The 23,799-nt window shown below is 43.3% G+C and carries 26 protein-coding genes; 14 read left to right on the top strand and 12 right to left on the bottom strand.

From position 1 onward, the window contains the following. Nucleotides 1–85 precede the first annotated feature (85 nt). The 8 genes from BM107_RS25340 to BM107_RS18030 all read left to right on the top strand — a co-directional run bounded on the left by BM107_RS25340 (nt 86) and on the right by BM107_RS18030 (nt 9,201). On the top strand, nt 86–424 hold the full coding sequence (locus BM107_RS25340; protein ID WP_008245450.1) for a four-helix bundle copper-binding protein: 339 nt from the start codon (nt 86–88) through the stop codon (nt 422–424). A gap of 1,544 nt (nt 425–1,968) precedes the next feature. Next, on the top strand, nt 1,969–3,360 hold the full coding sequence (locus tag BM107_RS18060; protein WP_056095310.1) for a TolC family protein: 1,392 nt from the start codon (nt 1,969–1,971) through the stop codon (nt 3,358–3,360). A gap of 7 nt (nt 3,361–3,367) precedes the next feature. Beyond that, nucleotides 3,368–6,589: an efflux RND transporter permease subunit gene (locus BM107_RS18055; RefSeq protein WP_056095306.1), complete on the top strand. Its 3,222-nt coding sequence runs from the start codon at nt 3,368–3,370 to the stop codon at nt 6,587–6,589. 12 nt (nt 6,590–6,601) lie between these two features. After that, entirely contained in the window at nt 6,602–7,681 is a 1,080-nt protein-coding gene (locus BM107_RS18050) for an efflux RND transporter periplasmic adaptor subunit (RefSeq protein ID WP_090985894.1), read from the top strand. A 68-nt stretch (nt 7,682–7,749) separates the two neighbouring features. After that, nucleotides 7,750–7,980 (top strand): hypothetical protein, encoded by a 231-nt coding sequence (locus BM107_RS18045; protein WP_056095301.1) that lies wholly within the window; start codon nt 7,750–7,752, stop codon nt 7,978–7,980. Beyond that, nucleotides 7,977–8,543 (top strand): hypothetical protein, encoded by a 567-nt coding sequence (locus tag BM107_RS18040; RefSeq protein ID WP_056095298.1) that lies wholly within the window; start codon nt 7,977–7,979, stop codon nt 8,541–8,543. The genes BM107_RS18045 and BM107_RS18040 overlap by 4 nt, the downstream gene beginning before the upstream one ends. Before the next feature lie 31 nt (nt 8,544–8,574). Further along, nucleotides 8,575–8,757, top strand: coding sequence for a hypothetical protein (locus BM107_RS18035; RefSeq protein ID WP_056095295.1), 183 nt, complete (start codon nt 8,575–8,577; stop codon nt 8,755–8,757). Between the two features lie 87 nt (nt 8,758–8,844). Next, nucleotides 8,845–9,201: a response regulator gene (locus tag BM107_RS18030; RefSeq protein ID WP_056095291.1), complete on the top strand. Its 357-nt coding sequence runs from the start codon at nt 8,845–8,847 to the stop codon at nt 9,199–9,201. A 73-nt stretch (nt 9,202–9,274) separates the two neighbouring features. Here BM107_RS18030 and BM107_RS18025 read toward each other — a convergent pair whose 3' ends face one another. The 12 genes from BM107_RS18025 to BM107_RS17970 form a co-directional block, all read right to left on the bottom strand. Beyond that, the gene (locus tag BM107_RS18025) at nt 9,275–9,664 is read right to left on the bottom strand and encodes a YidH family protein (RefSeq protein ID WP_056095288.1); all 390 of its coding nucleotides are present in this window, start codon (nt 9,662–9,664) and stop codon (nt 9,275–9,277) included. A gap of 340 nt (nt 9,665–10,004) precedes the next feature. Then, the gene (locus BM107_RS18020) at nt 10,005–10,460 is read right to left on the bottom strand and encodes a DsrE family protein (protein ID WP_056095285.1); all 456 of its coding nucleotides are present in this window, start codon (nt 10,458–10,460) and stop codon (nt 10,005–10,007) included. A 4-nt stretch (nt 10,461–10,464) separates the two neighbouring features. Continuing rightward, the gene (locus BM107_RS18015) at nt 10,465–11,544 is read right to left on the bottom strand and encodes a c-type cytochrome (protein WP_199562757.1); all 1,080 of its coding nucleotides are present in this window, start codon (nt 11,542–11,544) and stop codon (nt 10,465–10,467) included. A 12-nt stretch (nt 11,545–11,556) separates the two neighbouring features. Beyond that, complete coding sequence (locus BM107_RS18010) at nt 11,557–12,897, bottom strand: MBL fold metallo-hydrolase (protein ID WP_056095282.1); 1,341 nt, start codon at nt 12,895–12,897, stop codon at nt 11,557–11,559. 122 nt (nt 12,898–13,019) lie between these two features. Further along, the gene (locus BM107_RS18005; protein WP_139222308.1) at nt 13,020–13,397 is read right to left on the bottom strand and encodes a DUF983 domain-containing protein; all 378 of its coding nucleotides are present in this window, start codon (nt 13,395–13,397) and stop codon (nt 13,020–13,022) included. Between the two features lie 14 nt (nt 13,398–13,411). After that, on the bottom strand, nt 13,412–13,825 hold the full coding sequence (locus BM107_RS18000; protein ID WP_090985890.1) for a DUF6691 family protein: 414 nt from the start codon (nt 13,823–13,825) through the stop codon (nt 13,412–13,414). Nucleotides 13,826–13,836: 11 nt separating this feature from the next. After that, nucleotides 13,837–14,394 (bottom strand): YeeE/YedE family protein, encoded by a 558-nt coding sequence (locus tag BM107_RS17995; protein WP_056095272.1) that lies wholly within the window; start codon nt 14,392–14,394, stop codon nt 13,837–13,839. A gap of 163 nt (nt 14,395–14,557) precedes the next feature. Next, a complete protein-coding gene (locus BM107_RS17990) occupies nt 14,558–14,896 on the bottom strand; it encodes a rhodanese-like domain-containing protein (protein WP_197413310.1) in 339 nt (112 codons plus the stop codon). Nucleotides 14,897–14,912: 16 nt separating this feature from the next. After that, entirely contained in the window at nt 14,913–15,533 is a 621-nt protein-coding gene (locus BM107_RS17985) for a class I SAM-dependent methyltransferase (RefSeq protein WP_056095270.1), read from the bottom strand. A gap of 7 nt (nt 15,534–15,540) precedes the next feature. Beyond that, nucleotides 15,541–16,959, bottom strand: coding sequence for an MBL fold metallo-hydrolase (locus BM107_RS17980; protein WP_056095268.1), 1,419 nt, complete (start codon nt 16,957–16,959; stop codon nt 15,541–15,543). A gap of 85 nt (nt 16,960–17,044) precedes the next feature. Further along, nucleotides 17,045–17,842, bottom strand: a complete 798-nt coding sequence (locus tag BM107_RS17975; protein WP_090985888.1) for a sulfite exporter TauE/SafE family protein — start codon at nt 17,840–17,842, stop codon at nt 17,045–17,047. A gap of 124 nt (nt 17,843–17,966) precedes the next feature. Beyond that, complete coding sequence (locus tag BM107_RS17970; RefSeq protein ID WP_090985886.1) at nt 17,967–18,608, bottom strand: Crp/Fnr family transcriptional regulator; 642 nt, start codon at nt 18,606–18,608, stop codon at nt 17,967–17,969. Between the two features lie 553 nt (nt 18,609–19,161). On the opposite strand from BM107_RS17970, the gene BM107_RS17965 reads away from it, so the two are divergent. The 6 genes from BM107_RS17965 to BM107_RS17940 all read left to right on the top strand — a co-directional run bounded on the left by BM107_RS17965 (nt 19,162) and on the right by BM107_RS17940 (nt 23,795). Continuing rightward, nucleotides 19,162–20,094 carry an efflux RND transporter periplasmic adaptor subunit gene (locus BM107_RS17965; protein WP_159435276.1) on the top strand — a complete coding sequence of 311 codons (933 nt, stop codon included), beginning with the start codon at nt 19,162–19,164 and terminating at the stop codon, nt 20,092–20,094. Then, nucleotides 20,087–21,301 (top strand): efflux RND transporter periplasmic adaptor subunit, encoded by a 1,215-nt coding sequence (locus BM107_RS17960; protein WP_056095258.1) that lies wholly within the window; start codon nt 20,087–20,089, stop codon nt 21,299–21,301. The genes BM107_RS17965 and BM107_RS17960 overlap by 8 nt, the downstream gene beginning before the upstream one ends. A 285-nt stretch (nt 21,302–21,586) precedes the next feature. Next, nucleotides 21,587–22,024 (top strand): hypothetical protein, encoded by a 438-nt coding sequence (locus BM107_RS17955; protein WP_056095255.1) that lies wholly within the window; start codon nt 21,587–21,589, stop codon nt 22,022–22,024. A gap of 108 nt (nt 22,025–22,132) precedes the next feature. Then, a complete protein-coding gene (locus tag BM107_RS17950) occupies nt 22,133–22,621 on the top strand; it encodes a DUF3347 domain-containing protein (protein ID WP_056095252.1) in 489 nt (162 codons plus the stop codon). Nucleotides 22,622–22,738: 117 nt separating this feature from the next. After that, entirely contained in the window at nt 22,739–23,311 is a 573-nt protein-coding gene (locus tag BM107_RS17945; RefSeq protein ID WP_056095249.1) for a DUF3347 domain-containing protein, read from the top strand. A gap of 7 nt (nt 23,312–23,318) precedes the next feature. After that, nucleotides 23,319–23,795: a heme-binding domain-containing protein gene (locus tag BM107_RS17940; protein ID WP_056095245.1), complete on the top strand. Its 477-nt coding sequence runs from the start codon at nt 23,319–23,321 to the stop codon at nt 23,793–23,795. The last annotated feature ends 4 nt before the right edge of the window (nt 23,796–23,799 follow it).

The following is a 23,799-nucleotide window of genomic DNA, read 5'->3' as shown; positions in this document are numbered from 1 at the left end:
CTTTTCTTAAACAAAATGAAACCGCCTGGAAATAACCATGTTATCTATATAGGAATTTTTTTTATAACCCTAAAAAATTAAAGTTATGGGATACCATGAATGGAAAAACTGTATTGATGCATGCTTAAAGTGTGCTTCAATTTGCAATCATTGTGCAAGTTCATGCACTCAGGAAGAAGACGTGAAAATGATGGCGCGGTGTATTGAGCTTGATATGCAATGTGCAGCCATCTGCTACTCTGCCGCTCAATTGATGAGTATGGGTAGCTCTTTTGCTCAAGACATTTGCCGTATTTGCGCAGATATTTGCCAGCAATGCGGAGATGAGTGTAGTAATCATCATACCCAGCATTGTCAGGAATGTGCAGATGCTTGTAAGGCTTGTGCGGAAGAATGCAGAAGAATGACAGGAGTAGCTGCTTAAGATGCCAATCACCGTGAGCATTAATTGATTAAGGGCAGCATTCTAGTTGCCCTTTCATTTTTATAAATAGGCAAATTTATTCCATTCATTTTATTTTCATTATTCCCTCATTATTTGATATTTACCAAGGTTTGAGGTTGTTCTTGGTATGTCCTTTCTCTAGCCTTAAAAAAATGGGTTTTTTAGGATATGATTCTCATAAACTCATTCCATTATTCAAATAAGAATTTCAGTTTTTGATGATGAGTACTTGATAATTCGAATTCTATGAAAATGAAGGCTAGATGCGAGTTGAGGAATGCATTAAATAATGCATGAACTTTCAATTCCCGCTTCATCAAATTATTTCAAAAAACAAAAAATACAAATTTCATTTCAATGGCGGTGTTAAATCAATCACGTTGTTAAACCGAGGGTATGTACCTTCTAAATTAAATGCAAGCTACATGGCATTTGCGCATAATTGTAAAAAAATTTAGACCAAACGGATTTCCCCCCGTTTATCCTATAATTGAATAATATTCAAGCTGATCGATGTTCGCAATTGAAACTAATCCACATGCTTATTTGGCTAATTAGATAGCAGTTTATGGAGTTCAACACTGATGTCTAGACAATTGGTGTTTTATAAATAGTTGCGGTATATCTTAATTTTAGGGAAAATTCTAAAAAGTTCGAACCGAAAAATTCAATTTAATCTATTGTAAGTGACTTATTTTCAAGTTCTTAATGTTTAAAAAATAAGAGGCATACTTTTTAGATGCCTCATATTGCCACTTAGTAGGGTCAACCCGCGGAAGTTCGACCCTTTTTGAGCATTGTGAAGCTGTGGTTAATTTTGATAAAGTTTTGAACAACAAGATGGAGGGACAGTATAGGAAAAAGAAATTATTCGATGACAATCGAAAGTAGGGTGAGAAATATCGTAACCTAATATTTGTTGATATTTTGTAACGGTTTTGTTGCGGTTTATCCTCTCATCTTTTTAGATTAATGCAGATTTTAGCGCCTATATATTTAGGTTGTTAAATTTGAAGGGTTTGAAAGTTAAGCAGGTACCAAATTGCTCTATAATTGGAGTCGTCTTGCTGTACCTGATTATCTCTTTGGGCAATATCTTTTTTTTATCCAACCTCTCCCTTTTAGAGTCCGCCCGGGGAATAAAATCAGCTGCGCAGTACAAAGGTAGCTTTTCTCCGCTTGGAAAGGATTCAAAAATTACCAGACAATTTAAGTGTATCCTTGATGAACGCAAGAAAACCGTGCTTCCTGTTTTGGAAGCTTTTCTTATCGGCGTCATCTTATTTTTGGGGCTTTCGCTTTTAGCCTCTAACCTAAACAGGTATTTTCTTGAGATCAGATACAGGATTGCCGGATCAGTCCCAATTTATATTTCCAACCAGGTCTTTCGGATCTGAGATTTATCTCAATTTTCTTTTATTGACAGGTCCTTCAAATGATGAAGTGACGACGGCCGGTTAATCACCGTGTTTCCTGTCCAAGACGTCCGTCAAATCTTTTTCCTTAAATTTTAATTTAAAGACATGATCCGTATTAAACAGATTTTCTGTTTGTTCCCACTTTTATATATGGGGCTGGAAAGCCATGCCCAAACCTCCCCAAAGCCCATCGGGATCGTTGATCTGATCGATCACGTGACCGCTTTTTCACCTTCACTGGCCGCTGATTCAGCAACAGTTGATATACGTGCCGCCCAGTTAAGAGAGACCGCGGCGAATGCCCTTCCAAATCTGAAGCTTAATTATCAGGCAGATCTGGGCTCAAACAATAATGTTGCAGGGCCATACATGGCCTTTGGTATTGTTCCTTCCAATTCCAGAGGTGTTAGGACTGAAAGCACTACCAAGGCTACACTTACTAATCTTGGTATTGTCTCCCTTGATTGGGAGGTCTATAATTTTGGTGCCTATAAAGCTCAGAATGCAGTCGCCAAATCAGAACTTGTCGTTGAACGATCCAAGTTTGCCCAGCGCCGATACCAGACAAGGGCCATCGCTATTGATGATTACCTGAGTCTACTAAAGCTTCAGGACATGCTATCCATTCAAGCAAGCAATATCAGTCGCAATGAGCAGATCAACCGTTCGATTTTATCCCTTGCCAGAAGCGGTGTGCGTCCGGGTGTGGATACCAGTATCGCAGGGGCCGAACTCTCCAAATCAAGATTGAACTATATTGAAATGGACAATACCTACAGACAGGTTCAGCTCGACATTGCAGCAATCAGCGGGCTAAATCCGGAAAGTATTGTCGCTGACAGTACGATCCTGGATCGGCTAAAATCGCTTGAGGTAAACCTATCGGTAAAGTTGACCGACAGTTCAAGCCATCCGCTGCTTGATTTCTACAAAAGCAATTATCTAAGCAGCGTTGAGAAGGAAAACCTGGTCAAAAAAGCCTATAATCCAAAGGTAAGCCTGCAAGCTGCTGCCTGGTCAAGGGGATCAAGCATTGATGCCAATGATAATTTCAACAGTCTCTCGAATGGCTTGGAATGGCAACGGGAAAATTACCTCGTGGGCGTAGGGATCAGTTATAACTTATTTGATCTGCGCAGGCGTCAGTTGAAGCTTAGGACCCAAAAGGCCAGTAGCAATTTTTACTTAAAGGAACTACAGCAGGAGCGGCTAATGTTATCAAATGCCGCCCTTCAGGCAGGCCTTGAGATCAGTACCGCGCATAAAAGACTCGATGAAATACCAAACCAGCTAAAGGCAGCGGCCGCAGGGTATCGCCAGAAGCTCTCGCTTTATAAGAACGGGCTGACCGACATCATTGAGCTCAATGCAGCCCTGACCATCCTTTACCGTGCAGAAACCGATTTTGTCAACGCAAAATATCTGTACATCCGGGCGCTTTTTCAAAAGGCTATCGCCACCAACCAAGTAGATTCACTGTTAAACACATTAAAATAATAAAGATATGTCAATGGTTACCTCGGCCCTGAAAAAGCCGATTACAACAGTGGTGATCACCGCGAGTTTACTGCTCTTTGCAGTTCTCAGTGCGCTGAAGATCCCAATAGATATTTTCCCCCAGCTTAATTCGCCGACAATATATGTTATTGAATCCTACGGAGGTATGTCTCCACAACAGATGGAGGGCTTCTTCTCCACTCGTCTACAGGATCAGTTTCTTTATGTTAATGGCGTTAAGAATATTACCGCCAAAAACATTCAGGGTTTGACGATGCTAAAGCTGAGTTTTTATGAAAGCACCAATATGGCAGAGGCTTCTGCCCAAGTTGCCTTGCAGGTTAACCGGGCCATGAAGTTCTTCCCTCCAGGCGCTTTGCCTCCGCAGGTGGTCCGCTTTGATGCCTCTTCACTGCCAGTAGGCCAGCTTGTACTCTCGGCCAAATCCCGCAGTCTGAAAGAAATCTATGATATGGCGGCAACGCGTATCAGGCCCATGTTTTCCTCTGTCGCAGGGCTTTCAGCGCCACCGCCATTCGGTGCCAATTCCCGCTCGATTACCATTAGTGTAGATCCGAGCAAATTAAGGAGTTATAATCTGACTCCGGACGAGGTGGTAGGGGCTTTATCCAAGTTCAATGTCATGTCTCCTTCGGGAAATCTAAGGTTGGACAATACCATGATGGTGACCTCTATGAACTCCCTGGTTAAAACGGTCGATGAATTCAACAACATTCCAATAGCTACAAAAAACGGCGTTTCAATATTGGTAAGGGATGTGGCAAGGGTTGCCGATGCAGCGGATGTTACCGTGGATTATGCATTGATCAACGGGAAACGGTCTGTGTATATTCCTGTGGTCAAAACAGCAGACGCCTCGACTTGGTCAGTGGTAAAGTCCTTAAAGGCCAAAATCCCCGAAATGCAGAGCCTCTTGCCGGACGATGTCCACATCTCTTATGAATTTGACCAGTCTGTTGCCGTTATCAACTCGGTAAAAAGCCTGATCACTGAAGGTGGTCTTGGTGCACTATTAACGGGCCTAATGGTGTTGCTATTCCTGCGTGATCTGCGAAGCAGTCTTATCGTGGTGATCACCATTCCGGTATCGATTTTAATTGGGGTGCTTTTACTAGGCATGTTCGGTCAGACCATAAATATCATGACCTTGAGCGGTCTGGCACTTGCAATAGGGATCCTGGTCGATCAGGCAACGGTGACGATCGAAAATATCCATCAGCACCTGGAAATGGGCAAGCCCAAACGCGAAGCCATTTACGATGCCTGTGAAGAAATCGCATTCCCGCTGCTGCTCATCCTGCTGTGTATTCTGGCCGTATTTGCACCATCTTTTATGATGAACGGTATACCAAAGGCGATGTTTTTGCCACTATCCCTTTCGATTGGCTTCACCATGGTTGTCTCTTTCATCGTGGCCCAGACCTTAGTTCCCATTCTATCCAACTGGATGATAAACGAAGAACGTTACCAGCACTATGACCATGGTAAGATCCATGCTCATGCAGGAGAGGCCCTGGACGAGAGGCAAGGAGAGCAGGTAGAAAAGCATCTGCAAAATGAAAAGGATGAACCGGAAAAAAATGATTTCTTTGAAAGGGTGAAGGTGCGGTTTATGGCAATCATCCAGCGGTGGATGCCGATGAAAAAAGGTATTGTCGGGATTTATTTAGTTCTGGTGATTTCTCTTGCAGGACTGGGATTTGTTTTTATTGGAAAGGATATGATGCCAAAGCTCAATAACGGACAGTTCCAGATCCGCATCAAAGCGCCGGACGGTACCAGATTAGAGCGCACCGAGGAGAAATTTAAGCAGGTACTTTCCATTATCAATCAGACAGTAGATAACCATATCGCAGTTAGTTCGGGATACGTTGGGCTTATTCCGAGTAGTTACGGAACAAGTAACTTATATATCTTCAATACCGGTACCCATGAGGCTGTGCTTCAGGTGAACCTTGATGAAGATTATAAGGTAAATATGGATGAGCTGAAAGATGCGCTGAGAAAGAACATCGCTTATAAACTTCCTGACCTACGTATCACCTTTGAGCCGATTGACATGACCGAAAAGATTATGAGCCAAGGCGCTGCAACTCCTATTGAGATCAGAGTAGCAGGAAAAGATATGGACCAGATCGAGTCTTACGCTAATAAGGTGCTCTCTAAACTTAAAAAAATAGATTACCTCCGTGATATCCAGATTGCTCAACCCCTGCACATTCCCGTGGTTTCTATTACCCTTGATAGATTAAAGGCGGCGCAGTTTGGGCTGAACGTGGTTGATATCGCAAGGTCAGTTACTGCAAGTACCTCATCCAGCCGATTTACTGAGAAGAACCAATGGCTCGATGAAAAAACCGCCTATACCTACCAGGTACAGGTACAGGTTCCAGAGTATGTCATGAATACAATGGATGAGCTCAAAGAAATTCCTTTGGTTAAAGGGCAGAGCAGTCCGGTACTGGGCGACATCGCTACTTTCAATACCAGTTACCTTCCAGGAGAATATGACCGCTCCGGGCCAAGACGCTTTCTGACCGTGAGCGCAAACATTTATAAAAAGGATCTTGGAACGGCAACTGCTGATGTAGAAAAGGCACTAAAGTCCGTAGGCACGCCTCCTAAGGGACTAACTGCTGAAGTGAAAGGTATGTCGAGCCTGTTGACTGAAACACTATCTTCTCTTCAGGGCGGACTTGCTTTTGCGATATTGGTGATCTTCCTGCTGCTTGCGGCCAATTACCAGTCTTTCAAGCTTTCGCTGACGGTTCTTTCGACCGTTCCTGCTGTAATCCTTGGGTCGCTTACCGCATTATTGCTTACAGGCTCGACCCTCAATCTACAGAGCTACATGGGGATGATCATGTCCACCGGGGTGTCAGTGGCCAATGCGATACTTATCGTGACCAACGCCGAAAAACTCAGGCTGGATTACAAGGATTCTACCCGGGCGGCAGTGGTGAGTGCCGGGATTCGTTTAAGGCCGATCCTGATGACCAGTTTTGCGATGATAGCCGGGATGATCCCGATGGCCTCTGGGTTGGGCGAATCCGGTGAACAGACCGCGCCGCTCGGCAGGGCTGTTATTGGTGGGCTATTCTTTTCAACCCTTGCCGCGCTCTTCATCCTTCCGCAGGTTTTCGCTTGGGTACAGAAAAAAAGCAGCTTAAAAGAACCAAACCTAATGCCTAGAAAAACAAGAATTTAAAAGATAAACAACATGAAAACCAGATTCATTCCCATCATAATAATTATAAGTACTCTGGCCGCGTGTGGCGGAAAACAGAAGCCCGTGAACATCAGTCCCGAAAAAAACGGCAAGGAAGCCAAATATGAAACCACAAAGGTCGAAGAAGAGGCCCTTTCCAGTTTTACCCGCATTCCCGGGGTGCTCAAGCCTTTCAACCAGGTAAACATTTTTCCCAAGGCCAATGGTTTTGTGAAAGCAATACTGGTCGATTTGGGTTCTAAGGTGACCAAAGGCCAGCTGCTGATGACCCTGGAAGCACCGGAACTCGAATCACAATTGCAATCGGCAAATTCCCGTTACCTGCAGGCACGGGAGACCGCATCGGCGAGCAGTGAGAAATACAGACGTCTGAAAGAAGCAGCAAAAGAGGAAGGTTCGGTATCTCCGCTAGAACTTGATAATGCGCTTTCCAGGATGAAAGGAGATAAGGCCATAGCGGAGGCTGAGCGGTCAAATGTATCCTCCGTACGTACCATGCAGGACTACTTGAAAGTATATGCGCCTTTTGACGGGGTGATCGTTGACAGGAATGTATCACCGGGAGCACTGGTGTCGGCGGGCAAATCTTCGGACCTACCCATGCTGGTATTGCAGGACCTGACCCACATGAGGCTTGAAGTTTCTATACCTGAGGATTATGTAGACAAAGTGGACCTAAGCCAGATGGTCAAGTTCCGCTTCAATGCGCTGCCGGGGGAACAGCGCCAGGCCAAGATCAGCCGGTCTGCAAATTCACTGGGCAACATGCGCCAGGAAATCGTCGAGGTTGACGTGGCCAATAAAGATAACAGGTTGAAGGCCGGCATGTATGCCGAGGTTGAAATCCCGCTTAAATCCGGTGCGACTTCGCTTCTTGTGCCTAATTCTGCTATCGTGCGTTCTACAGAACGGAAGTACGTAGTGGAAATTGCAAATGGTAAAGCCAAGCTCGTTGACATTAAGGAAGGGATGAAGGGAACAGAGATGACCGAGATTTTTGGTTCCATCAAAGCCGGGACAGAGATTATTTCGCCCGCGAACGATGAGATCAAAAGCGGTCAGACGCTATAAAACATTGCCGGGCGGATATTAGCCGCCCGGCAAATCTTTTTATTAGTCAGATAAGAAAAAAGGAAAATATGAAAGATTTAGAATTTAACCATGAGTTTGAAATCGGGGGAAAACACATTTGCATAGATGTCCCAAAGAAAAGATGCAACCAGGTCTACATCGAGGGAGAGCTGGTTGGGACGGTTTGGGAATGTAAAAAACAAGGGGTAATATCCTTTGTATCAAGAGATTTTAAGCTTGCCCCTTACCTGGAAAGCATTGCGGCCGAGTTAAACATTTTTTACAGGACCTCCCTATGAGTGCCTATGCCGGATGGACATTTCAACCTTTTCTGATCTGTTTCCTGCTATTAATGACTGTAAAGGTAAAGGCGCAAGATCAAACTGCCGTCCCCAAGATATCGGTAGGCTTTGTCATGGGCTTTCCGACCGGTAAGACGGCTAAAACTTATGTCAACGGATATGGGGCATCAACAAAGGTGGAATTCAAGGTTTCGGAGCACCTCAACCTAACCGGATCTGCGGGCTATATGACTTTCCGCTACAGGGATGAGGTAAAAAAACGTCTCGATTATTTAGGAGAGCCAACAAGCATGAATGGTGTTGTTCCAATTAAAGTCGGAGCAAAATATTACTTTGAAGGTATCTATTACGCTGCCCTTGAGCTTGGTGCAGCAAATACTCTTGGAGACCGGCTGAATACCTCTTTTGCCTACGGACCGACTTTGGGTGCCAGCATTCCAATTTCGAAGCATTATAGTGCAGATCTCGGCCTTCGTTATGAGGGTTGGAAAAGCAGCGGAGGGCAGGTTTCCTTTTTTGGACTTCGTTTGGCTCTGGCAATTTCAGGAACTAAAAAATAATAGGCAAAATATTTAACCTAAAATTTAAATTATGACAGAGAAAAATATTTCACAACCATTTGAAACTTTTGACCATAATAAATCCTCAGCAAAGGGTGGAGATAACGCATATCACCCCGCAAACCAAGATAGAGAGGTTTTATTGCGTTACCTGCTGGAGCGGTTGAACCTGGAAACCGGCCATCTCAATGAGAAGCGAAAATTGAGGAAGTAGGGGCCTTTTTAGACCTTTAAAAAACATTCGTAGGAATGGCAAATCAGATTTATTATAACCAGGGGCAACCCACAATATGCATGACAAATGGAAAAGATGATATATCTTTTGGAAAATGATGAGGGTATAACCGAAGTATTACAGCTTCTTTTTAACAGTGAGGGGTACGGGGTTTCCGCGTTTTCTTCGGTAAGCTCGTTTATGGCAGGGCTAAGTGATCATGTTGCAGATCTTTTTCTGCTGGATGTTATGCTCCCCGATGGAAACGGCATTGAAGTCTGCAGTTACCTGAAGTCCTTAGAGAAAACCCGGAATGTTCCGATTATCATGATGAGTGCTCATGCGGACCGTTATGACATCAGAAGGGGCTGCGCTGCAGAGAATTTTATTAAAAAGCCTTTCGATATTCACGACCTGCTGCGTTTGGTAGCGAAACATATTTGACCGGTGATAAAGTACGGGTTCTCTCAAGTTTGGTATTCGTGCTCACAATCAGTGTTTCCATGTCAGAGATCCGCTAAGTCGTTCTTACAAGATATATCAACAAAAGCATGCTTGAAATGAAAATAACCACGGTAAGGACTTTGATGAGTGTAGAGGAATGGTAATAACTGCCTTGATTAATAAGTGTATGAGTTTTTTGATAGCGCATAAATGCCAGGATGATGGTCAGTGCGCCTACCCCGACAAGAAGTATTCCTATCCTCTGTGAGTTGCCGGTTTGGTGTACGACGGCTTTGGCCCCAAGAGCGAGAGTGATCTGCTTGATAAAAAGTGAAAACTTTACCACCACAAAACCAAAGCCCATAATTCCTATGCTAGTTCTTATCCAGGCAAGAAAAGTCCGTTCGTTGGCCAGATGGTCACCAGTGTTTGATTTAGGAATGGCTTGTTCTTCTTTTTCCATTATTGATAATATTGGTTGACGGATCACCGCATGCCTGATTAACAAAATTTTATCAATGCTGTTTGGGCGAGTACTGTTTTAATTATGTAGCTTTTCGATAAATTCCCTAGCATTTTTAAATGCGTTACTCCGCACAGCACATACGATGATAGACAATTTTGTCGAACCTTTTGAATTTTAGTGTTGCCGGCATAAGCCATTGATATTTAAACATGACAATAATTTTCGGCGTTTGCGGCCCCGGGTGAAATGGATCCGGCACAACTGATCCTAATCTTTGCATCGTATCCAAATACCAATTTGCACCTTTTAAAGATTCACTGCCGTTTTGGTTTTTACATTAGGGATGAACGATTACCCATCCTTCCGCCGAACGGATGATGATCTCTCCGTTGCCGCTTGGCACATAGCTGATGAAATCGAAGAGATCTGACTTATCGATTTTCCGCTCGCGAACGGTATTCTCGCACTGCGCCAGAATTACGCCCTTTGACTTTAGCAAATTAAGCTGCTCAAGGAACTTTCCATCCTTGCGATAAACCGCCACGCCATCCCCGAAGGCGATAAGCTCAACCTCCAGTTTTCCCTTCAATCTTGGATCCTCCAAAGCATTGTTGATGTTCCTGAGTGTTCCCGAAATATGTTTTTCCTCGGCACTGTTAAGTACATATAGCGCTTTATATGATTTCTTTTTTGCAACAGCACCCGTAAACGGTTTTTTTGTCTCCTGTGCAGATACATTGGTGGTGATGACCATCATGATGACAAGCTGGAGTAAGATCAGTAATTTTTTCATGTTTCTATTTTTTCTGTTTTATAGGTGCGTGCTGTTCAGCCATGTCAATAAAGGGACCATATTTATGCTGCTTTTCGCTAAAGTGATCTGCATATGGCCCGAAGGGATAATCTATTGGCTTTGTGTACAGGTTTTTATAGTCGTTTTTGGAATCCAGGTGCGGTCTGGGCTGCGCATTCACAAATGCAGCTACGTCCCAGGCTTCCGCATCCGTTAAGTTCGGATCTTTGTAGGTGGCGCCATAAGGCATGTTGTTTTTGACAAATCCTGCAAAATTTCCAAGCCTGAACATTCCTGCACCATCGTTATAGCTGTCCCTGCCCCAAAGGGGAGGGTACATATATCCTTTTCCATCAGGTGAGGCAACGCCTTTGCCCGTTTCTCCATGACAGCTGCTGCATTTGGAGGCATATACCATTTTCCCCTTCAGGGGATCTGCAGGCACATCCAGATATGGGATTTTTTTTACCGAATTATCCGCAATGGAATGTGCGGCATCCTGTTTTTTTCCAACCCATTTTAAATAGGCCAACATGGCGACCATTTCCCTGGAATTTCTTCCCGGAGCTTTGCCGTTCATGCTTCGCTCGAAGCACTCATTAATCCGTTCAAAGGCTTCTTCCTTTCTACCGCTTCTTGCGCTCATTTTTGGAAAACCTGCATAAAAGATGGAGAAATTATTCGCAAAGGGCCTGGTTCCTGCATCCAAGTGGCAGTTCTGACAATTCATACCATTAGTCAGCTTTCCTACGATACCCTGCGGCCCTAAATAGTATGCCGTACGGACAATCAAATCCCGGCCATACCTGATCAGATCCGCATCAGCTTTGCCCTGAAGCTGCATCGTATCAGGCGCCTTCCAATATTCGGGTTTAGCAACACGGCGCTCTAAAGGTTTTATTTGATTCTTTTGAATGGATGGATTAGGCTTATCCGCATAGAAACTTTTTGGAAGATGAAATCCGCTGAGTGCTAAAACAAGAGAAAACATGATCACAACGAATAGAAATGACGTCCATACGAGATATTTTCCAAACCGGGCAAATACCTGCAGTTTATCCTCGTTGTTTCTTTCTGTTTTCACACTTTTAAAATATTAATTCTGAAAATCCTTAATGGCCTCACCAATATCAAGCACCTTTTGCTTGCCATCAATAACGGATGCAATCAGTGAGCTTGCAGCCGCACTTCTGTATCCACCGGCGCAGTGTACTGCTACGGGTTGCTCCAGCGGAATTTCGTTTACCCTTTCCCTTAAATTTCCCAGTGGAATATTTATGCTGTTCTCAAAAATACTGTTTTCCATACGCTCTGTCTTGTTCCTCACATCCACAATGGTATATCCATTTTGGTTCTCTTTAAAATTTTGGATATCGATAATCTCATCCGGGACAGTTTCTACTGCGTTTATAAAACCGCCGGCAAGCTGCGTTTCATACCCGATGGATGCGGTCCTCGCGATAAGACTATGCAATGTAGCAAGATTTTCTGCCATAAGATAATAAGGCTCTTCAGGCTTCACAATGCTGCCCAGCCAGGTTTCAAATTTGTTTCCATCCATGATATTTACAGCGCCTTCTATATGTCCCTTCTTAAAAACATCTTCCCTTCGCGTATCGATAATTAGGGCATTTGGTTTTAAGTTTTCACCGGATTCCATGATCTGAACCGCACTTACCGAATCTTCAAACGGTGCTGCGCCTTTCTTGTTCAAGGCCACATCAAAAGGGAAGTAAAATGGAATGAATGGCTGGTTTTCATTTAATGCGCTCACAAAATCGGCCTCAGTCATTTCCTGCAGTGACCAGTTACTTCTTTTTTCAGCACCAATGGTACTGCTATTGGCCTCGCTCAACGCTTTTCCGCAGAGCGTACCTGCCCCGTGTGCCGGATACAGAATCACTTCATCTGAGAGTTTCATCAGTTTGTCCCTTAATGAATGGTACATTTGGGCGGCAAGGAAATTGCGTTCCGCCATTGAATCACCTCCGCTTTCCCTTAAATCCGGCCTTCCGCAGTCACCGATAAAAAGGGTATCTCCGGAAAATAGCGCTTTTTGTTTCCCATCGTGTTCGAGCAAAATACTGATACTATCCGGAGAGTGCCCCGGGGTGTTGATTGCCCTTAAGGTGATCTTTCCCAGGGTTATCGTCTGGTCTTCATCAAATGGGGAAAACAGGTAGGACGGCGTATTGAGTTTGCTGCAATATATTGTTGCGCCGGTCTTATGATGGATTTCAAGATGAGCACTCACAAAATCCGCATGCGGGTGCGTCTCGATAACACCAACTATTTTGGCCTGGTGTTTTTCGGCAAAATGGTAATATGCAGACGGATCCCTGGAGGGATCGATCAATATGATTTCATTCCGGCATTCGCTCAGTACCGCATAGCTGTAATGGGAGAGGTGCTTGTCTTCAAATTGTTCTATTTTCATGTGTTTTTATTTTTGATTAATGTGTTTAACGGTATGATTCCTGCCTTTGCCAGGTTTACATCAAATTTACCCTTTAGCGGTTCTTCGCACTGTAACTTTTGTCACAGCGCCCCAAAATCTTCTCAGCAGTTTCTGCCTGCACTTTCATCATATTTGATCGGAGAGAGGATATGGAGCAAAAGGGTCCTGGCATAGCGGTAGTTGAAGGTGAACAGTAGGATGACCGGAGAAATAGTGGTTGCGATGATTGCCCACTGCTCTTCTTCGCCAAAGATCATGAATGCCAGAATGCCCGCATTGACAAGTTCTGCGACAATGAAAACATAGCTCACATACATCGCTCCGATAAAGAAGCCCGGCTCTATCTCATAGTTCAGGTTGCAGCAGGCAAATTTTTTATTCATCTGATCATATTTCCAATGGAACATGGAATGGGTATATAATTTTCCCTTTCGGCACCTGGGACATCTATGGTCTATTATAGCCCTTAGTTTGCTCATCAGATTCTATTTTATTAATGAGGGAGCTTGCTTTTCATCGCTCCGTATAGATAGGTGCCCAGGAGCGCACCAAGGATGACCACCGCCATACCGGCATATCCGCTCCCAAGGTTGACGAACATGGGGCCGGGACAGGCGCCGGTGAGTGCCCAGCCCAGGCCGAAAATGGTGCCGCCTAGTAGGTATTTTATATAGGCCTTGTCCTTATCGTGGAAGACAATCGGATTTCCGGCCAGATCCTTGGCTTTGAATTTTTTGATCAGCCATACTGCAATTACGCCAAGTACAACGGCCGTACCAATAATTCCATACATATGGTAAGACTGGAAACGGAACATTTCCTGGATCCTGTACCAGGAAACAGCCTCAGACTTGGTCATGATGATTCCGAAAAGTGTTCCTGCAAGAATATATTTTATGAATTTCATTTTTTTTAGATTTAAAAGATAAAAGGCATGATGAGGAAAGTCATGATCAGGCCACCAACAAAGAAACCGATTACGGCTACTAGTGATGGTACTTGCAGATTCGAAAGCCCGGATATGGCGTGACCAGAAGTACAACCGCCTGCATAACGAGATCCAAAACCGACTAATAAACCACCGATGAGTAAAATAGCCAGCGTTTTTAAATCTTTCATTGCTTCCAGTGAAAACAGGCCGGTTGGATTTAACCCACCATCGAACTTAATGCCCAATTGATTTAAATCGGAGATTGTGGCGGATGATAATTTTACGGGAGATGGACTGCTAAGGTAATTTGTAGCAACAAATCCACCTATTACCGAGCCGATAAGGAACATGAGGTTCCAGGTCTGGTCTTTCCATTTAAAATCAAAAAATTTTACTTTCCTGCCTGCTCCGGCTATGCTGCACATCGTTCGCAGGTTTGATGAAAAGCCAAAGGACTTTCCGAAAAAAAGTAGGATGAGCATAATGAGTACGATCATGCTGCCCGAGAAATACCAAGGCCAGGGTTGTTTAATAAAATCAATCATGTTTTTTTAAATGAAATGTTAATATGGGTGTTTTTGTTGTTGTTAAAAGGTAATGCCTGTGGCGGTTTGAGCAAGTAAGTGCTGAATCATTTTAGCAAACTGCCATCCCGAAGAAATCCGGCCGGCAGCGTTGAATAGATCAATATTTCTTGAATATATTTCTTCATTTTGGCCAGGTACCGATACCTCCAACCAGGTTGAATGCTTCCACCCCAAGTTTTCTCATCTCCGATACCGCTGAGGAGGAACGCTTTCCACTTCTGCAATAGAGGAAATACCGCTTGGCCTTATCCAGCTTTGCAAGTTCTAAAGAAAAGGCAGAACCCAGGAAATCGATATATATGGCTGAAGGAAGCGCGCCTGGGGCATATTCAGGCTTTGTCCTTACATCTAAGAGGACTGCGTCACTGCTTTTTGTAAATTCGTTTTTGAAGTGGTAGCCATCGAGGTTGTACGCACCTTTTGAAAAAAAACTGCTGATCATTTGAAGTAGTTTATTCATTGTATTTATTCGTTTCTTATTGCTCTGTATTTTTTTTAAAGCTGCAGAACAGAAAATCCTGCGTGCTTTGCATTGGGGTAGTGTGCTCTTGCGGCCTGCACTCTATTTCGGTAAACCCTTCTCTAAATATCTCGCGCAGCGTTCTTTCACTGTATCTTGAAACGGGCAGGCCACTGCATTTTTCTGGTCCGGTGAGCGAAAAAGTCGCCATGACCAAGTATTCTCCGGTAAACTGACCTGCCGTGTTTGCATAACTATGGATTTCCTCTGATGAATGAAGGAAATGAAAAGTGGCCCGGTCATGCCAGACTGCATAACTTCTTTGCGGCACAAAATCCCTGATGTCTGTCTCGATCCAGTGTATCCTGCCAGACAGTTCTCCAAGCCTTGCCTTTGCCTTTTCCAATGCCCGGGAAGATATATCCACTACGGTAATATCGCTGTAGCCTTCCTGAAGCAAAAAATCCACAAGCAGACTGTCTCCCCCGCCAATATCGATTATCGGAGCAGATTTATCCAGATTGAACCCCGTTATCATCTCCATTGAAACTGTGGGGTAGACCTGCGTCCAGCTGACCTGGTCAGGACTTTTTTCTAAATACACCTTTTCCCAGTGCGATTTTTTCTCATTTTTCATATCCCTTTTATATTAAGGTACTTGGACATACAAATGCTGTAGTCGGAATACATCCGTTTTCCTGTATGGCCTTAAAACCACCAGCCACATCGATGAGGTTGTGGTACCCGCGTGAGCGCATGATGGAATTGAAAATAACAGAACGGTAACCACCTGCGCAGTGAACAAAGTAGGTCTTGGTTTTATCGACGGTGCCGAGGTTTTCGTTGATATAATCCAGTGGAAGGTTGACAGCACCCTCGACATGCTCGCTTAAGTATTCCTTTGTTTTTCTGACGTCCAGAATATTTACCTCCGCTTTTTTGCCGATTTCGGCCAGCCGGGCTACACAAACCGATTTTATCTCGTCGGTTTCCTGACCAGCTTTTTTCCAGGCAACGACGCCGCCATCTAGGTAACCTACTGCACCATCAAATCCTACTCTTGATAAACGGGTGAGCACTTCTTCAATTCTACCCTCATCTGTAATAAGTAAAATAGGATGTTTAATGTCCGGGATTAAAGTTCCTACCCAGGGGGCGAAATTTCCATCGATGCCAATATTTACCGAGTTTGGGAGAAAGCCTTTTATAAAATCCTCTGGAGCTCTTGTGTCGAGAATTACCGCTCCTGTTTCATTTGCAACCCGCTCAAAAGCATCGGGGTTAAGGGCTTGCATGCCTCGTTCTATCACTTTGTTAAAACTATCATATCCATGGATGTTCATCATGACGTTTTCAGGAAAATATGCAGGAGGCGGTAAAAGACCATCAGTAACCTCTTTAATGAATTCGTCTTTGGACATGCCTGCCCTTAGCGCATAATTGGTCTTCTTTTGATTTCCCAAAAGATCGGTGGTCTCTTTGCTCATATTTTTTCCGCATGCGCTACCCGCACCATGTGCAGGATAAACCATAATATCATCGCTTAAAGGCATGATCTTATTGCGTAAAGAATCAAAGAGATAACCTGCTAGCATCTCACTTGTAAGCTCACTGACCGGTTTCTGTGCCAGATCGGGTCTTCCCACATCGCCTATAAAAAGCGTATCGCCGGAGAACAGTGCTATTTCCTTTCCTTGCTCATCGCTAACCAGGAAACAGGTGCTTTCCATGGTATGTCCTGGGGTGTGCAACACTTTAATCTTTGCCCCACCAAGTCGCAACACTTCTCCGTCTTTCGCACCGTAAAAATCAAAGTCGGGTTTTGCATTCGGCCCGTAAACGATTTCTGCGCCGCTTTCTTTAGCCAGATCAATGTGTCCGGATACAAAATCGGCATGGAAATGTGTTTCGAGCACGTATTTTATTTTTGCGTTGTTCTTCCGTGCACGTTCCATATACGGACTAACCTCTCGAAGCGGATCGATAATGGCCGCCTCTCCGTTGCTTTCTATATAATAGGCACCTTGTGCCAGACATCCGGTGTAAATTTGTTCTATAATCATGATGATTAAATTAGTATGTCAAAATTAATCCTTAACGATATGGTCGTTGGTGACTTTTGTCACACAAGGAGTTTGTTTCTGAAGGTTACTTAAATATTACCTCTTTTAGAATGATGTAGCAACCCATAACCAGTACAAACCACCCGAAACCTTTCTTCAGTTTTCCTCCATCTATTTTTTTGTTTATCATTCCACCTACCACGATACCGGCGATGGCAACGGTAGTAATTTTGGCGAGAAAGATCCAGTCGATATGGAAATGTCCAAGATCGCCGGTGAAACCGATGAGCGAATTAAGCGCTATGATGAAAAGTGAAGTACCTACGGCCTCTTTCATGGGTAAGCCCACTAAAATAACAAGTGTAGGAATAAGTAGAAAGCCACCACCAGCACCCAAAAAACCAGTAGCGAGGCCGATGGCAATGCCGTATAAAAACAGTTTACCGATGTGAAGTGGGGGTTTTTCTATTCGGGTGCTGCTTTCTGCTCTTGCACCTTTAATCATCGCTGTTGCAGCCGCTACCATCAAAACTGCAAAGAGTACCATCATGAGCATGTTTTCTGTTAACTCAAAATCGCCGATTTTTATTATTATCTTGGGTATAAGGGGGATAATGAATTTGCGGGTTAAGAATACAGTTGAGATGGATGCACTACCAAACAGCAAAGCTGTTTTAATATTCACCAGCCCACGCTTAAAATTCCCGACTGTACCTGCTAAACTTGTAGAGCCAACGATGAACAATGAATAAGAAGTAGCCAATAGCGGATTAACCCCAAATAGGTAAACCAGTACCGGCATGGTGAGGATAGAACCGCCACCGCCGATCAATCCAAGCGAAATTCCAATTAAGGCAGATGCAACGTATGCAATGTTTTCCATTTCTGTTATTTTTTAACAAAAATCGAGTTATCATCTACCAATGTTGGTGACTTTTGTCACACTCATTATATTTTCAAGAAGTGATGCCTTTCGCAGTAAAAATAACTTTATTCTTTTTATGGGCTTAGGCTAAATATTCGATGTAATTACGGTACATCTTAATTTCTCCTGCCTGCTCCATTTTCTTAAGCAGCCTTGAAATTACTTCCCGGGAGGTGTTCAAATCAGATGCAATTTCACTGTGGGTAAGGTGCAGTTCTTTTGTGTTTAAATCTCCAGCTTGCTTTTTCAGGTAAAAGGCCAGCCGCTCATCCATTGCCTTAAAGGCGATATTATCGATGACAAAGAGGAGTTCTTCAAAGCGCATACGGTATGTTTCAATGACAAAGTAATACCATGTTCTGTAATCCCGCATCAGCTTATCCATCAGGGCAATCGGAATCATGAGTACCTTGGTCTGTTCAATGGCCTTTGCCATTACCTGACTGGTTTCCTGTTTGGTTGCGCATATCATGGAAAGTGCACACGCATTTCCTGGCTGGAGATAATACATAAAGAATTCCTGTCCATCTTCTCCCTCCCTGTAGAGCTTTACCATGCCTTCTACGATAAGCACCGTGGAGCGCATATTCTGCCCAGTTTGCATGAGCATATCACCTCCCTGAAAATCCCTAAGCGTCGCATTCTCGATAAGGATGGTCTTAAGGGCAGGTTCAAACTGGGGAAAAAGTCTTTCGATGTATTCCGCAATGGTCATATCTTTCATTTTAGCTGTTTTGGATTTTAAAGATAACTATACTGCAGGCCTGCGCCAAAATTCTTTAAAATATTGGAATACATTTTTTGGATATAGAATAAAGGGTATAATAAATTTACAAAGAAACTCTCTATGGTTCCCTAATTAAAACATGCAGCGCGTTTTTTCCAAAGTAAACCTAACACTTCGTCCAGGGATAAAGCTGACAAAAATCACATATTGTTTTTTATTTTTTATCCCTTGTTAATCTTTATGTTTTTTGATCGACCCGGAAAGAAATAGCCCGATCAGTGCGACTTTTTAAAGGTACCACCATAACTATGAATCGTAACAATGAGGTCATAATTAGCTTCTGAGGCGTGGCTTACTAGTCTTTGGGCATTTAATTTTATATATTGAATTAAAGTGGCTCAAACGCTTGCTGGCTTAAGACTTATTGTTATCCAAATAGGATCAGTGGGGATCTGCTTTTTAAAGGGTCCCCACTTTATGGACTACTTGGGGCAATTTCCTGATGGCGGCTAATATATTTTTTTACGTTGCGGTTTTTCAGTTTCTGCCTATGTTCCCAACCCTGACCCATCTTATTGAATACCTATTTGGAATATATATTCCGCTTCCCGTTCAGACTTTCGGTTTCTTTGTGGCCCTGGCATTTATTTCTGGTTACCTGCTGTTTTCTGCTGAGCTTAAAAGAAAGGAGGCTGCAGGACATATAGCACCTGTTGAGATTATTATACAGCCTAAGAAGGAGATTTTGTTATGGGAATGGATAACCAATGGATTTTTAGGTTTTCTTATCGGGTATAAACTGGTTTATGCTGCAGGGAACTATGCTGCTTTTGCTGCTGAACCCGGACAAATCATCCTCTCTCCAAGGGGAAGCTTACCGGGAGGGTTGCTGCTTTGCGCAATTCTTCTTTTTACCGTCTACCTTAAAAAACGCAGGCTTTCTCTGTCGGACCATAGGCCGGTTCATATTTTAAGGCACCCTTACCAGATTATGCCTGAGCTGATCACCTGGGCTGCCCTGTTCCAGGCCATTATCAAGATCGACAGAAATTCACTGGCCAGCTTAGAGTTAAATCAACCGGTTAAGATTACCCTGCCGGATCTGCCAGGTAAAACGTTATATGGGAAAGTAGATTTTATTGAACCTACCCTTCAGCAAGGTGACAAAACGGTTAGCGCAAGGGTTTATCTGGACAATATGGAACATCAGCTGAAGGTAAACAGTCTAATCAATGCCTCAATAGAGACGGGAAAATCCAAAGGGCTTTGGATACCGAGGTCTGCTCTGCAGGATCTTGGGCAGACAAAAATAATCTGGCTAAAAAAAGGCAGCTTATACTATGCACATAGTGTAAATATTGGGACTTTCAAAGGGAACGAAATACAGATAACAAGAGGCCTTTCCGCAACCGATACCCTGGCAGTAGATGCAGGGTATTTAACAGACAGTGAGAGTTTCATCAAAACAAAGGGTCATGAATAACATAAAAAGAATTAACCTGAAAAGGATCTGTGCCTTACTGATTATTGTGCTTTCAGTAAGTATATTTAACAGCTGCAAACAAAAAGCAGAGCCGGCGGCAAAAGCAAAAAGCAAATTTTACTATACCTGTTCCATGCATCCACAGATACATGAAGACCATCCCGGCAACTGTCCGATCTGTGGCATGAAACTGATCAAGGTCGAACTTACTGGATCAGGAAATTCTGCCACGGAAAAAATAACATTGACAGCAAGCCAGATTCAGTTGGCAGGCATAACAGTTGATACGGTAAGGGAAGAAAATACAGGGGGCGAAAAACTTCTGACCGGAACAGTTGCCACGGACGAAAGTAAGGCGGAAGAGATCAGTGCAAGAGTGGCCGGACGCATACAGCGTTTATTTGTTAGGTCCGTTGGAGAAAAAATAACAATAGGTCAGGCAGTGTATTCCATTTATAGCGAAGACCTGTTATCAGCCGAAAAAGAATACCTTTTGGCCAGGCAGCAGCAGAAGGTATTAAATAATCCTGACGTCGATTATGAGGCCATGATCAAGACAGTAGAGCACAAGTTATTGTTATGGGGCCTGAACTCCGCCCAGATCATAAATCTTTCTTCTTTGTCCAAAACTTCGGCCACTGTTACCATATACAGCAAGGTTAACGGAACGGTAAGCGACATAGCCATCCACGAGGGTGATTACGTAACTGAAGGGATGGCTATATTAAAAACGCAAGGGTTAGCCAATCTATGGATAGAGGCGCAGTTATATGCCGGCGAAAGCGGAAACTATAAGGAAAATGACATGGTGAATGTCTCTTTTCCAGATCTGAACGGACAGGTTGTTAAAGGCAAGGTGGAATTTGTAAATCCTGAACTATCAGATGAATCTAAGGTTGTGCTCATCCGGATCGCAGTTCCAAATACGCAGGGGCTGATCAGGCCGGGGATGTTGGCATACATTTCCATTGGTAATGGAAAACAGAATGCTGTTGCTGTGCCCACATCTTCAATACTAGCAGGAGGTAAAGGCAATAAGGTATGGATCAAAAATCGTGATGGAAGTTTTTCTGGAAGAAAGGTCAATACCGGAGCAGGGAACGGGGGCTATGTGCAGGTATTGTCTGGCATTTCACTAGGTGAAATAGTGGTCACCAGTAGAGCCTACCTCTTGGAGAGTGAATCGATATTCAAAAATGGAGGGTAAGGTTATGATTTGGTGCGTCATATCTTATGGATAAATACCCATGGTAAGTAAAATTTGGCATAGTATGTAGCTTGATTGCGCTAATACTGTCTGGACCTTGGTGAAAAGCAAATCCAGCATTTGACAGGTCGGAGTCTGCGAAACGAAATTACTTTTCGAGGGGCCGAAAAATATTGAAACAAGTTCAATGTCAGAAATTTGAGGTGATTTTCTAATATAATTATATAAAAGATATGGGAAATTATATAAATTTAATTTTGCATCTTTATATAGATTTGTAGTCTGATGAAAACCAAAGCCATCTTTCTTTTAGTGATTTTTCTGCTCAACACTGTTGTTGGCCTTGCCTGTGCAGTTGGAATGGAAAGAGATAATCATGGAGAAAGTGATGTACATGTTTCCTCTAAAAAGAATAATCACAAACATGATCATCAGCATAAAGGTGCACATGTGCATAAACACAGTGCTTCAAATGGACCGAATCTTTCAAAAGAAGATCCCTGTTGCAAGACTCTGGTCAACGACCTTGTGGTTCAGGGGAAGCTTGTTCCCCAAAGCGTTAAAAACCAGGTTATCCTACCTGTTCTATTGCTTCCAGATTATAATTACAACTTTTTAATTCCTTCTGTCAAACTGGCTCTCAAAAAGAGCGTTTACGCCGGACAGCGGGAGCGGCCACCCAACAGGGACATCCGGATTTCCATCAATAGCTTTCAGATATAAGATTTCACCAAGAATTACCAATAGAGCCCGTGTTACATTGACATGGTGCCTGGCTTTCGCGCGGCCAAAACTCCTGCGGAAAGAGTGTAAACATTTAATCTTAAAATCATGAAAAAAATATTTTTTCTGGTTGCCCTATTGGCAATCGTTTTCACTGGCCGCGTCCTTGCGCAAAATAGCCAGACACAGTCACTTTTAACTTCTTATTACGATATCAAAAATGCATTGATAAATGCAGATGCGACAGTCGCCGCCTCAAAAGCCACTGAGTTTTCCAGAGCGCTGGGCAGCATGGACATGAAGTCAATGCCAGAAGCCGATATGAATATATTTATAGGTTTACAGGATAAGCTTGCCTTTGATGCCAAGCACATATCGGAGAGTAAGGATATTGCCCATCAGAGAGAATATTTCGCAACTTTTTCTGCCAATCTTTTTAAACTGGCAAAAGCCGTTAAACTCACCAAAGCGCCTGTTTATTATACCTATTGTCCATTGAAAAAGAGCTATTGGCTTTCTGATAACGCTGGTATCAAAAACCCTTATTTCGGTAAGCAGATGCTGACCTGTGGTGCAGTAAAGGAGACTATCAAATAATTCATATTGTTATTGAGCGGACATTTAGCATTGTGATGTTTTGGTCCGTTCAATATAGCTGTATGCATATATTCTACATACAGCTCGAAATAATTTATTCAAGATATATCAAAAACAATGAAAACATTAATATATAGCCTTCTGGGCCCACTATTTTTCCTTGCCGCCTGTACAAATGGCAAAAATGAAAAGCAAGATTCCGCTGTTGCGGATTCCACGACCAAAAATGTTTCTAGGGAAACCAATAATGTAAAAAAATCCCAAACGGCTGCGCTTTTATCCGGCTATCTGAAACTGAAAAATGCCCTGACCACGGACGATGATAAACAAGCTGCCGCCGCAGGCAGTGAAATGGTCGCAGCGTTCGCCAGTTTTGATGAAAAATCATTGACTTCGGAGCAGGCCAGGGCATATAGCGATATTCGGGATGATGCCAAAGAGCACGCAGAGCATATCGGTTCCAATGCAGGCAATATTGCCCATCAACGTGAGCATTTCGATATGCTGAGCAAAGACATGTACGATATGATCAAGCTCCTTGGCACTGACAAGCCCCTGTATGTGGACCGTTGTCCCATGTACAACAATAACAAGGGTGCAATCTGGGTGAGTGAGATAAAGGAGATCAAAAACCCTTACCTTGGAAAAACGATGCCCACCTGTGGCACTGTCAAAGAAGAACTGAAATAGCACAAAAATGACGGGCATAAAAAAAACCTTTCTTGGGCTATTAGTTATCTTCATGCTTATGCAGATCTTACAGCCTGCACGCAATAAAAGCGCGCAGGCTATGCCTCAGGATATATCCACACTTGTTCCTATGCCTGATGATGTGCAGGGGATACTTAAAAAATCATGTTATGACTGTCACAGCAACAACACGGAATATCCATGGTATGCCTATGTTCAGCCGCTTCACTGGTACCTTAACAGTCACATACGATCGGGAAAAGAGGAGCTGAACTTTAATGAATTTGCCGGCTATACCTTGCGGAGGCGTCAGAACAAACTGCGGGCCATAGAAAATAGCTTAAAAGATGGTACAATGCCGCTTTCCTCTTATAGCCTGATCCACAGAAATGCAATATTAGATCCAAGGGAAAAGTCGATACTCATAAAGTGGGTACAGAATTCAAGGGATAGTTTGAACAGAAAGAATCTCACTGCTCTTTAAATTA

This window comes from Pedobacter suwonensis (genome assembly GCF_900111825.1).
In the GTDB taxonomy this organism is placed as follows: Bacteria; Bacteroidota; Bacteroidia; order Sphingobacteriales; family Sphingobacteriaceae; genus Pedobacter; species Pedobacter suwonensis.
The sequence above is the reverse complement of the archived record's forward strand: the minus strand, read 5'-3'. Positions and strand labels throughout refer to the sequence as shown.

What these genes read in the sequence shown, in the direction of transcription:
- BM107_RS25340 (WP_008245450.1), top strand. Translation starts at nt 86, where the DNA reads ATGGGATACCATGAATGGAAAAACTGTATTGATGCATGCTTAAAGTGT.
- BM107_RS18060 (WP_056095310.1), top strand. Translation starts at nt 1,969, where the DNA reads ATGATCCGTATTAAACAGATTTTCTGTTTGTTCCCACTTTTATATATG.
- BM107_RS18055 (WP_056095306.1), top strand. Translation starts at nt 3,368, where the DNA reads ATGTCAATGGTTACCTCGGCCCTGAAAAAGCCGATTACAACAGTGGTG.
- BM107_RS18050 (WP_090985894.1), top strand. Translation starts at nt 6,602, where the DNA reads ATGAAAACCAGATTCATTCCCATCATAATAATTATAAGTACTCTGGCC.
- BM107_RS18045 (WP_056095301.1), top strand. Translation starts at nt 7,750, where the DNA reads ATGAAAGATTTAGAATTTAACCATGAGTTTGAAATCGGGGGAAAACAC.
- BM107_RS18040 (WP_056095298.1), top strand. Translation starts at nt 7,977, where the DNA reads ATGAGTGCCTATGCCGGATGGACATTTCAACCTTTTCTGATCTGTTTC.
- BM107_RS18035 (WP_056095295.1), top strand. Translation starts at nt 8,575, where the DNA reads ATGACAGAGAAAAATATTTCACAACCATTTGAAACTTTTGACCATAAT.
- BM107_RS18030 (WP_056095291.1), top strand. Translation starts at nt 8,845, where the DNA reads ATGGAAAAGATGATATATCTTTTGGAAAATGATGAGGGTATAACCGAA.
- BM107_RS18025 (WP_056095288.1), bottom strand. Translation starts at nt 9,664, where the DNA reads ATGGAAAAAGAAGAACAAGCCATTCCTAAATCAAACACTGGTGACCAT.
- BM107_RS18020 (WP_056095285.1), bottom strand. Translation starts at nt 10,460, where the DNA reads ATGAAAAAATTACTGATCTTACTCCAGCTTGTCATCATGATGGTCATC.
- BM107_RS18010 (WP_056095282.1), bottom strand. Translation starts at nt 12,897, where the DNA reads ATGAAAATAGAACAATTTGAAGACAAGCACCTCTCCCATTACAGCTAT.
- BM107_RS18005 (WP_139222308.1), bottom strand. Translation starts at nt 13,397, where the DNA reads ATGAGCAAACTAAGGGCTATAATAGACCATAGATGTCCCAGGTGCCGA.
- BM107_RS18000 (WP_090985890.1), bottom strand. Translation starts at nt 13,825, where the DNA reads ATGAAATTCATAAAATATATTCTTGCAGGAACACTTTTCGGAATCATC.
- BM107_RS17995 (WP_056095272.1), bottom strand. Translation starts at nt 14,394, where the DNA reads ATGATTGATTTTATTAAACAACCCTGGCCTTGGTATTTCTCGGGCAGC.
- BM107_RS17990 (WP_197413310.1), bottom strand. Translation starts at nt 14,896, where the DNA reads ATGAATAAACTACTTCAAATGATCAGCAGTTTTTTTTCAAAAGGTGCG.
- BM107_RS17985 (WP_056095270.1), bottom strand. Translation starts at nt 15,533, where the DNA reads ATGAAAAATGAGAAAAAATCGCACTGGGAAAAGGTGTATTTAGAAAAA.
- BM107_RS17980 (WP_056095268.1), bottom strand. Translation starts at nt 16,959, where the DNA reads ATGATTATAGAACAAATTTACACCGGATGTCTGGCACAAGGTGCCTAT.
- BM107_RS17975 (WP_090985888.1), bottom strand. Translation starts at nt 17,842, where the DNA reads ATGGAAAACATTGCATACGTTGCATCTGCCTTAATTGGAATTTCGCTT.
- BM107_RS17970 (WP_090985886.1), bottom strand. Translation starts at nt 18,608, where the DNA reads ATGAAAGATATGACCATTGCGGAATACATCGAAAGACTTTTTCCCCAG.
- BM107_RS17965 (WP_159435276.1), top strand. Translation starts at nt 19,162, where the DNA reads ATGTTCCCAACCCTGACCCATCTTATTGAATACCTATTTGGAATATAT.
- BM107_RS17960 (WP_056095258.1), top strand. Translation starts at nt 20,087, where the DNA reads ATGAATAACATAAAAAGAATTAACCTGAAAAGGATCTGTGCCTTACTG.
- BM107_RS17955 (WP_056095255.1), top strand. Translation starts at nt 21,587, where the DNA reads ATGAAAACCAAAGCCATCTTTCTTTTAGTGATTTTTCTGCTCAACACT.
- BM107_RS17950 (WP_056095252.1), top strand. Translation starts at nt 22,133, where the DNA reads ATGAAAAAAATATTTTTTCTGGTTGCCCTATTGGCAATCGTTTTCACT.
- BM107_RS17945 (WP_056095249.1), top strand. Translation starts at nt 22,739, where the DNA reads ATGAAAACATTAATATATAGCCTTCTGGGCCCACTATTTTTCCTTGCC.
- BM107_RS17940 (WP_056095245.1), top strand. Translation starts at nt 23,319, where the DNA reads ATGACGGGCATAAAAAAAACCTTTCTTGGGCTATTAGTTATCTTCATG.